Below are 9,406 nucleotides of genomic sequence, written 5' to 3' on the forward strand. Positions count from 1 at the left end.
CTTTAAAAATGAAAAAAATAATCATACATCTGACATTGGTAGTTTCTGTTTTCATGCTTCAATCCTGTGACAGAACATTCGATGAAATGAATACAGATACCAGTAAGGTTAAAGACCCTTCCGTTGGCAGCCTTCTTGCTCCCATCCAGTATGAAATGGGAAGTTATGGCTACAACAGGGCAGATGATTTCACTTTTGATATCATGCAGATTGCTTTAGACTTTCCCAATGAAGGAAATTCCTACAGCAGATATTATATGGACGAAAAAAGTGGCAATGGCTACTGGAATACTTCCTACAGATGGCTTAAGCAGGTAAGTGACCTGAGAAAATATGCAGCCAAAGAACAGAATAATAATTACCTGGCTATTTCAATGGTCCTGAATGCATGGATTGCTTCCAACCTTACTGATGCTTTTGGTGATATACCTTTATCTGAAGCATTAAGAGTTGAAGAAAATATTTTAAAACCGAAATATGATAAGCAGAAAGAGGTCTACATCCAGCTGTTAAATGACCTGAAAACAGCCAACTCATTATTCAATACCAATCAGGTATTAACGGAAACAGATCTGTTTTATAATGCCAATACCAACAGCCAGACCGGGATTTTAGGATGGAAAAAATTCTGTAATTCTCTTTCATTAAGGTTGTTAACCAGAATACTAAGCCGGAACGGAGAAGTGAATGTATACGAAAGAATCCAGGAAATTGTCAATAATCCCGCTCAATATCCAATTTTCCAGAATAACACAGACAGTGCCGTGCTGCCTCTTTCCGGAATATCTCCCTACCTGCCGCCAATAGCCCGTCCACAGGATTTTACAGCGTACAGGGCAGCAGGTGAATTCTTTGTGAATGCCATGAAAGATAATAATGATCCTAGACTGAGTATGTTTTTTACAAAAGCGAAAGCAACATCAGGAGAAGATCTTGGCTATAAAGGAGCTCCTTCCGGATACGCTTTGGGAACAGCTTTCAATTATCAGCCTTCTAATTTGAACCAGAATCTGGCGAAAGCACCTTTAAAGATTTTAATCATGACCTATTCTGAAGTTCAGTTTATCCTGGCAGAATTAGTCAATAAAGGAATCATCGCGGGAAACCAGCAGACCTACTACGAAACAGGAGTGAAATCTATTATTGAACAATGGGGTGCAACAGTTCCGGCCAATTATTTCAGCAATCCTAAAGTAGCTTATGACGGTTCTCTGGAAAAAATTATGCTTCAGAAATACATTTCCCTGTTTTTTGTTGACCATCAGCAGTGGTATGAATACAGACGTACAAAACTTCCGGTACTTCCTAATAACGGAGGGCTTCAGAACGGCGGGCAAATGCCTGTGAGATTCATGTATCCTACCGCTACAAAAGTGATGAATACAGATAATTATAACACGGCTGTACAATCGATGGGAGGAGACAATATCAACGTGAAAATGTGGTGGAATAAATAATAAATTGAATTTAAAAATTGAAAATAATTTAAAGATTAAAAAATGAGTATCAATATAAAACTTTTAATGCCTTGTATGCTGGTTTCAGCAATGGCGTTCTCACAAACCTCTGTTTCCGGATATGTATACGAAGACGGCAACAAAAATCAAAAGAAAGAAAACCGCGAAAAAGGAATTGAAGGCGTAGCTGTTTCTAATGGCATTCAGGTAGTTCTTACCGATAAAAACGGTAGATACAGTCTTCCGGTTCAGGAAGATCAGACTATTTTTGTCATCAAGCCTTCAGGATATCAGACTGCTTTAAATGCGAACAACCTTCCACAGTTTTATTATCATCATAAGCCAAAAGGATCTCCCGCAGATTTTAAATACAAAGGGGTAACTCCTACAGGCGATCTTCCTAAAGAACTGGATTTCCCGCTTTATAAGCAAAATGAAGACAAAAATTTTGATATCCTTGTTTTCGGAGATCCACAGCCTTACACAGAAAAAGAACTGGATTACTTCAAAAGAGGAATTGTAAATGAAGTGAAGAATACGAAGAAAAATGCAGTATTAGGAATCAGTCTGGGAGACTTGGTAGGAGATAATTTAAGTCTTCAGAAGCCTTATGCAGATGTTATGAAAGAAGTCGGACTGCCCTGGTATAATGTGATGGGAAACCATGACATGAACTATGATGCAAAGGAAGACAGGCTTTCCGACGAAACCTTTGAATCCAATTTTGGTCCAGCCAATTACTCTTTCAACTATGGGAATGTACATTTCATCATTCTGGATGACATTCTTTACCCGGATCCGAGAGACGGCAAAGGATATTGGGGTGGATTTCGTGAAGACCAGTTTCAGTTTATTGAAAACGATCTGAAACTGGTTGATAAAAATAAACTGATCGTGATCTCTTTCCATATTCCGCTGGAGCATAACAACGAAGACAATTTCAGAAATGCAGACCGTCAGAAATTATTTGATTTCTTAAATCCTTTCCGGAATGTATTGCTTTTATCAGCACATACGCATATTCAACAGCAGATTTTCTATGGAAAAAAAGCAGGCTGGAACGGAATCAAAGAACTGCACGAATATAATGTAGGAACTACTTGTGGCGACTGGTATTCAGGAACACCGGATGATGCAGGGCTTCCTACTTCCACCATGAGAGACGGAACGGCAAAAGGATATTCTTTCATCAGCTTTACAGACAATCAGTATAAAGTAAAATACAGAACAGCCGGAAAACCGGAAGATTATCAGATCAAGTTGTATGTTCCGAAAGTAATTCCTTCCTCAAGAACCTCTGCCAAAGTACTGGCTAATTTCTTCATGGGAAGCAAAAAAGACAAAGTAGAATACAGAATAGACGGAGGAAAATGGGAAGAAATGGAATATGATGAAACCATAGACCCGAACTTTGCCCTTTCCGTTTTCAAATGGGATTCTACAGATAAAATTTTTCCCGGAAGAAGACCTTCCAACCCTGAAATGTCAAAACACATCTGGGAAGCTGATTTTCCTAAGAAATTATCATTGGGAAAACATAAAGTTGAGGTGAAAGCTGTTGACATGTATGGAAATGAATTTTCAGCTTCAGAAGAGTTTGAAGTACAGAATTCAATCCAGATTCCTTAAGCTTTTTATTTTTTTTACTATACCTTTTTTAGATTTTGAAACCGGTTCCCATGAGCCGGTTTTAATTTTTGATGAAGCATAGATAAACCACAAAAGTCACAAAAGTTTTTAAAAACTCAATTTTTTTAAGCTGTAATTTTAAGCTTAATAAAGTACACATAGGTTTTATATAAAAAAATATATGTTTCATCTTAGGTGGACTTTTATGAAGAGTGATTACAACTTTTAAATTTCACAATGTTAATCATCTTTTGTGACTTTTGTGGTTAAATAAAATATAAGTTAAATCTATGTTTTCAATGCTTCGTAAAAATGTTCTTTCGTAACTTTGTATCAAGAAAAGTATCATTACTATGAATATAAACGGAAAAAATGCCATTGTAACAGGTGGTGGAAGAGGATTAGGAAAAGCTGTAGCATTAGCTTTAGCCAATGAAGGAGTAAACGTTGCCATTACAGGAAGAAACGAGGAGAACCTTAAAATGACGGTTGAAGAAATCAAAAAATTAGGAGTACATTCCGCCTATGCAGTATTTTCTGTAGACAATGAAATTCAGGTAAAAGCTGGAATAGAATCTTTAGCAGAGCAATTGGGAGGGATTGATATTTTAATCAACAACGCAGGAATCGGAGACTTTGGTTCCATTGAAGAAATGCCTTCCGAAACATGGGAGCAGGTTATCAAAACCAATCTTTTCGGGGTGTATTATGCAGCCAGGGCAGCTTATCCATTTATGAAAGCTAAAGGAGAAGGTGATATCGTTAACGTAGCCTCCACTGCAGGTCTGAAAGGTGGCCCTAATATGTCGGCATACGCAGCTTCAAAAGCAGCCGTAGTATCTCTTTCTCAATCGATGATGGCAGAATGGAGAAAACAAAACATCCGTGTAATTACTCTGACTCCAAGTACCATAGCTTCAGATATGAGCATTCAGGGAGGTCTTACGGACGGAAATCCTGATAAAGTATTACAGCCTGAAGACTTTGCAGAATGGGTAAGAGATATCCTGAAAATGAACAGAAGAGCATTAATCGCAAATGGTTCTATTTTCTCTACAAATCCATAATAGGGTTTAAAATTTAAAGTTCAAGGTTTAGAGTTTAATGTTTAAAACTTTACAAAGAACCATTTTAATCTGGCTTGAATGATAAAATTCAATAGAAGCGGGCTTTAGCCCGCTTTTCTTTTATTCAGTACTATATGACTTTAGTCAAAGCTTAAAATTTTTAGCTTCTCAAAAAACAATCCTAATATTTATTCAAATTTTTTAATAAGTTGGGATTTAACCCGCCTCTATTGAATATACTATGCGCAATCATCTGTGTCATCCGTGTAATCTGTGGGAAAAAACTTCCCAATAAACTTTCCCATAACATTCATTCCATAAAGCGGACTATTTCCAAAGTGCTATTCTGACGAAGGAAGAATTTATTCATAGTTAAAAATATGAGATTCTTCAATGCATTTTCATGCTAAGAAAACATACAACTCCCCGGTTTCAGCTTTTCTTTTAATCAGCACGATATGATTTTAGTCAAAACTTGTAATCTTTCACTTTTCAAAAAAATCTACATTACCTTTCAAAAAATAACACGGGAATTTGTCTCTAGTCTTTTATAATAAGTTTTGGCTAAAGCCAATGGAATTTTTCATGATTTTTTAAGACGGGCTAAAGCCCGCCTCTATTGAATATACTATGCGCAATCATCTGTGTCATCCGTGTAATCTGTGGGAAAAAACTTCCCAAATAAACTTTTTACCACATCCACAATTAAAAAAAATATAAAAACCCCCGGTTTCAGCCAAAATTGACTCCATCATTTTTTTTACCGTAATAACATTAGTATTTTTGCAGCAAATTAGTCACATGCAAAATTATTTAGAATTCAATTTCAAAATTTCTCCATTACAACCCTGGAATGAGATTTTAATGGCAGAACTTATAGAAATAGGTTTTGACAGCTTTACAGAAGAAATTGACGGAATTTTAGGATATATCCAGACAGATTTGTTTCACGAAGATCAGTTGAAAACCCTTCCGATCTTTGAAAACGAAAACGTAAAAATCGAATATTCTTTCGAAGAAATGCCAAACATCAACTGGAACGAAGAATGGGAAAAGAATTTCTCTCCTATCAATATCGATGACAAAGTATTGATCAGAGCAGAGTTCCATGAATCTGTACCGGGAATGCATGAAATTATTATTCAGCCTAAAATGTCTTTCGGAACGGGACATCACCCTACAACCCATCTGATGATCCAGCAAATGATGGATATTGATTTCAATGGCAAAAAAGTATTGGATATGGGATGCGGAACTTCCGTACTGGCCATTTATGCAAAGCAGCAAGGCGCGGGAGATACAAAAGCAATTGACATTGATGAATGGTCAGTAGAAAACTCCAAAGAAAATGCCGTAAGAAATAATGTAGAACTTGATATTGAACAGGGAACTGCTGAAAATTTAGGAAAAGAGAATTATGATATCATTTTAGCCAATATCAACAGAAATATCCTGATCTCAGACATCCCAACCTATGTTTCAGTTTTAAATGACGGTGGAAAACTGCTGCTTTCAGGATTGTGTTTCTTTGATGTAGATGATATTCTGGAAGTATGTAAAGAAAGCGGTCTTGAATTGAAAAAGCAGTTACAGCGTGAAGAATGGGTTAGCCTTCTTCTTGAAAAATAGCACCAAAAACAAAATATGAATATGAAAACTTTATGGACAGCTTTATTTTTAATGATGTTGCAACTTTTTACAGCTCAGGAAAATGAAGTATATGCAGATGGAATCTTTGGGTTTGAGGAAAATAAAACGCAAAAGATTTTTACAGACTGGACCCGCGTAAGATCAGATCCCGGAGTGAATGCTCAGATTATCGATTCACTGCAGACCAATCAACAGGTCATGATTCTTACAAAAGAAAATGCAGTCCTGAAACTGGGAGAAAGAAATGCTAATTGGTATAAGATCTCTTATCAGAAGGGAGAAAATACAGTGGAAGGATATGTCTGGGGAGGTAATCTTTGTGTAGGATACCGTAACAAAAACGGCTATGATTTCCTCTTTGGGCTTTCTAAAACAATTGACAGGAAGAATAAAGAATTTAATCAGATTGAAAAGCAAAACATCGCCGGAATAAAAGTAATGGAAGGAAATACACTTATAGATGAGGTGTATTTTGATACAGGAAGAGGAGAGGAGCTAAGTTCAGCAGCATTCACTATAGAAAGCAATCATAAACTGCAGAATGTTGAATTCACCTTAAAAGCAATGGTTTCCGGAGAAGCCTGTGGAATTGCAGGCTATGATCAGTATGTTCTTTTTAAAGATAAAAAACTGATTGCTCTTCCGCAATTAACAAACGTAGGGGATGCCGGTGCTTTCTATCACAGTGAAGAATTTATTTTTCCTAATGATAAAGATGGAATTCCTAATGCATTTATTTTAAAAGTGGAAGATATGGAAGTAGATGAAAAAGAAAGAGAGAAGAAAAAACATTCTTCCAAAACTTATCTTTGGAATGGCAATACTTACAAATTGAAATAAAATCAATATTTATTAAATTAAAAATCCCTCACTTAAGGTTGAGGGACTTTTAATTTAATATCAGGATTAAACTCATTTATTACTTCGGAAGATAATCAGTATCATATTTATTGAACCTCAGATATTGATCTGATAAATTGATAGAGATCAGTCTCTGCTTCAAGATTTAGTTTTTTGCGTAAGCGGTATTTCTTCGTTTGCACAGATCTGTGCTCCATGGAAGAATACTGTGCAATTTCTTTTGAAGAGAACCCCAGGAATATCATAGCACTGAAAGATAAATCGGAGAGGGAAAGATAAGGGTTGATTTTTAAAAGCAGCTGGGAAACCTCAGGGTAAGTTTCCTGAAATAATGCTAAAAAACCAGCACTGTTTTTCTTTGCCAGCTGAATGAGCTGATCATGATTTTCATTGAGCTTTCTTTTGAGAATTTTTGCTTCTTCTTCCTGCTGTAGAATAATTGTTTTGCTTTCGATAAGCCTTTTTTTCTTTTTTTTAATCTGCAGATAAAAATAAAGAGACAATACTGTAACGATTAACAATGAAATTCCTCCATACCATAAAGCGGTCTGAAATTTAGTTTTTTGTTTTTTTTCTTCTTCTTCTTTCTTGGATATTTTATTAAAGGCTAATGTGATAGCTTTGCTTTGATCATTATCTATACTATCTTTTAGTGAGGTTGCTTTGTTTAAATATTCAACTTCTTTATCAGGTTCTTTAAGCTCTTTATACACTGAAGCAAGTAATTTATAATTACTTAAAACCAGCTGAGGTCGGTTGATTTCTTTTGCCAGTGCAGCAGATTTTGTGAAAGCATCAATAGCCTCATTGTTTTTTTTCTGAACTTGCATAAAAATGCCGTAATCATTTAAGACTGTAGCTCTTTGGTATTTATTATGCTTAAACCTTTTTGTTTCTACCAGATCAAAGGCTTTTTTAAAATAATAATTAGCTGAATCTGAATTCCACTTGTATTTTGTATAGTGACTCGCTATATGGGCTACATCTAAAGGATTAGGATCTATTTTCATTGCCTTGTGGAGATAGATAAGTGAGGAATCCGACCGTTCAATTCCGTTGAAATAAACGGCTCGGGTTGAATAAACATACCGTAAAAAAAAACGACAATCCTGATTATCTTTTTTTAATCTTAAAGCAGATCTCATGGCTTTTAAATTATAATCTAAAGCCATTTTAGGTAGATTCATCCTGTTGTAAACCTGTGAATACTCCTGATTAATTTTCCCGGCAAGAAAGTCATCATTAATCTTTTTTGATTTTTCCTCTGCGTAGTTCAGGTATTCTATAGCCTTTTTAAATTCTCCTACCAGCCAGAGGCGATTCGCAATATTAGCATACCCCCAGGCTTCTCCTTTAGGATAATTATTTTGAATAGCTTCTTTTATAATTTTTTGATTCCAAATGATCAGATCCTTGTTGGATATTTGGGTTCTGAGTTCCTCATTTGTTTTTATGAGTAAAGTATCTATTTGCTGTATACTGTGATGCTGTGAAAATAGTTTAGAACAACAGCATATAAAAATAAGGCAGTAGATTATTCTATTAAAATTTTTCAAAGATTTCATGGTTGTAGAATAAATATTGTATTAAGGGTAATACAGGAATTCGATATAATGCAAGGTAAAAGTGAATTTCATTATACTGTAAACTGCAGCTTATTAATTCTTTGTAATTAAGGCTAACATTGGTGAAAAAACAGGTGGGATTATTAACCCCACCTGTAGGCATCATTAAGTTTTTTTTGATCAATCTTGTGTTTTAGAATCGATAATCTGGTGCAATTTGAAAAAAAAAAAAGAATTAAGGAAATAAGAGAATACATCACAGATACATCATACTATTTTTACCCCTTGTCTGTGAAGGTGAATTAGGAGGTTGTATATATGATGTATATTCACGGTTTGCGCGCAGTATATAGGTTTTGTAATAGAAATTGCTGTTGCGACTGGTTTGTGCGAGGTTTAAGAAAGGGGTGAAAAATAATTTTATTGTCTGGCATGGCTCACTATTTTCTAAAGTTATTAGGTGTAAATGGGAATGAAGATGAGAATAAAAGTCAATGAGACATGTCAGTACATATTGTTTTTATACCATTAAACCGGAGATGTATTAGAATTTGCTGTGAAATATTTAAATACAACAAAAATGACTTATTGTTTTCAGTAGGTCTTAAAGTGAGCGCGAAAGGATTCGAACCTTTGACCGTCCCGATTGGAATCGGGATGCTCTATCCTGTTTGATTTATTAATATTGTTGGATTATAAAATAAGAAGTGTAAGCTTCTAAAAGCAAAAAAGACCTGCTATTTCTAGTAAGTCTTAAAGTGAGCGCGAAAGGATTCGAGCCCTTGCCGTCCCGATTGAAATCGGGATGCTATATCCTGTTTGATTTATTAACATTGTTGGATTATAAAATAAGAAGTGTAAGCTTCTAAAAACAAAAAAGACCTACTATTTCTAGTAAGTCTTAAAGTGAGCGCGAAAGGATTCGAGCCCTTGCCGTCCCGATTGAAATCGGGATGCTATATCCTGTTTGATTCATTGACATTGTTGGATTATAAAATAAGAAGTGTAAGCTTCTAAAAACAAAAAAGACCTACTATTTCTAGTAAGTCTTTAAGTGAGCGCGAAAGGATTCGAACCTTTGACCGTCCCGATTGAAATCGGGATGCTGTATCCTGTTTGATTCATTAACATTGTTGGATTATAAAGTAAGAAATGTAAGTTTCTAAAACAAAAAAGA

Annotated in this window: 6 protein-coding genes; 5 read left to right on the forward strand and 1 reads right to left on the reverse strand. The window is 35.3% G+C overall.

Features of this window, described 5'->3' with window-relative positions; genetic code table 11:
• Positions 1–8: 8 nt before the first annotated feature.
• From J2786_RS22840 to J2786_RS22860, 5 genes are all read left to right on the forward strand, one after another.
• Positions 9–1,457 carry a SusD/RagB family nutrient-binding outer membrane lipoprotein gene (locus J2786_RS22840; protein ID WP_047433178.1) on the forward strand — a complete coding sequence of 483 codons (1,449 nt, stop codon included), beginning with the start codon at positions 9–11 and terminating at the stop codon, positions 1,455–1,457.
• 66 nt (positions 1,458–1,523) lie between these two features.
• A complete protein-coding gene (locus J2786_RS22845) occupies positions 1,524–3,086 on the forward strand; it encodes a calcineurin-like phosphoesterase C-terminal domain-containing protein (RefSeq protein WP_047433396.1) in 1,563 nt (520 codons plus the stop codon).
• Between the two features lie 353 nt (positions 3,087–3,439).
• The gene (locus J2786_RS22850; RefSeq protein WP_047433175.1) at positions 3,440–4,153 is read left to right on the forward strand and encodes a 3-ketoacyl-ACP reductase; all 714 of its coding nucleotides are present in this window, start codon (positions 3,440–3,442) and stop codon (positions 4,151–4,153) included.
• Positions 4,154–4,954: 801 nt separating this feature from the next.
• A complete protein-coding gene (gene prmA, locus J2786_RS22855) occupies positions 4,955–5,782 on the forward strand; it encodes a 50S ribosomal protein L11 methyltransferase (protein ID WP_047433171.1) in 828 nt (275 codons plus the stop codon).
• A 21-nt stretch (positions 5,783–5,803) separates the two neighbouring features.
• A complete protein-coding gene (locus J2786_RS22860; RefSeq protein WP_047433395.1) occupies positions 5,804–6,643 on the forward strand; it encodes an SH3 domain-containing protein in 840 nt (279 codons plus the stop codon).
• A 107-nt stretch (positions 6,644–6,750) separates the two neighbouring features.
• On the opposite strand, the gene J2786_RS22865 is transcribed toward J2786_RS22860, so the two are convergent.
• Positions 6,751–8,229, reverse strand: coding sequence for a helix-turn-helix transcriptional regulator (locus tag J2786_RS22865; RefSeq protein WP_047433168.1), 1,479 nt, complete (start codon positions 8,227–8,229; stop codon positions 6,751–6,753).
• Between the last annotated feature and the right edge of the window lie 1,177 nt (positions 8,230–9,406).

Source organism: Chryseobacterium vietnamense, from assembly GCF_031454475.1.
GTDB classification, from domain to species: domain Bacteria; phylum Bacteroidota; class Bacteroidia; order Flavobacteriales; family Weeksellaceae; genus Chryseobacterium; species Chryseobacterium vietnamense.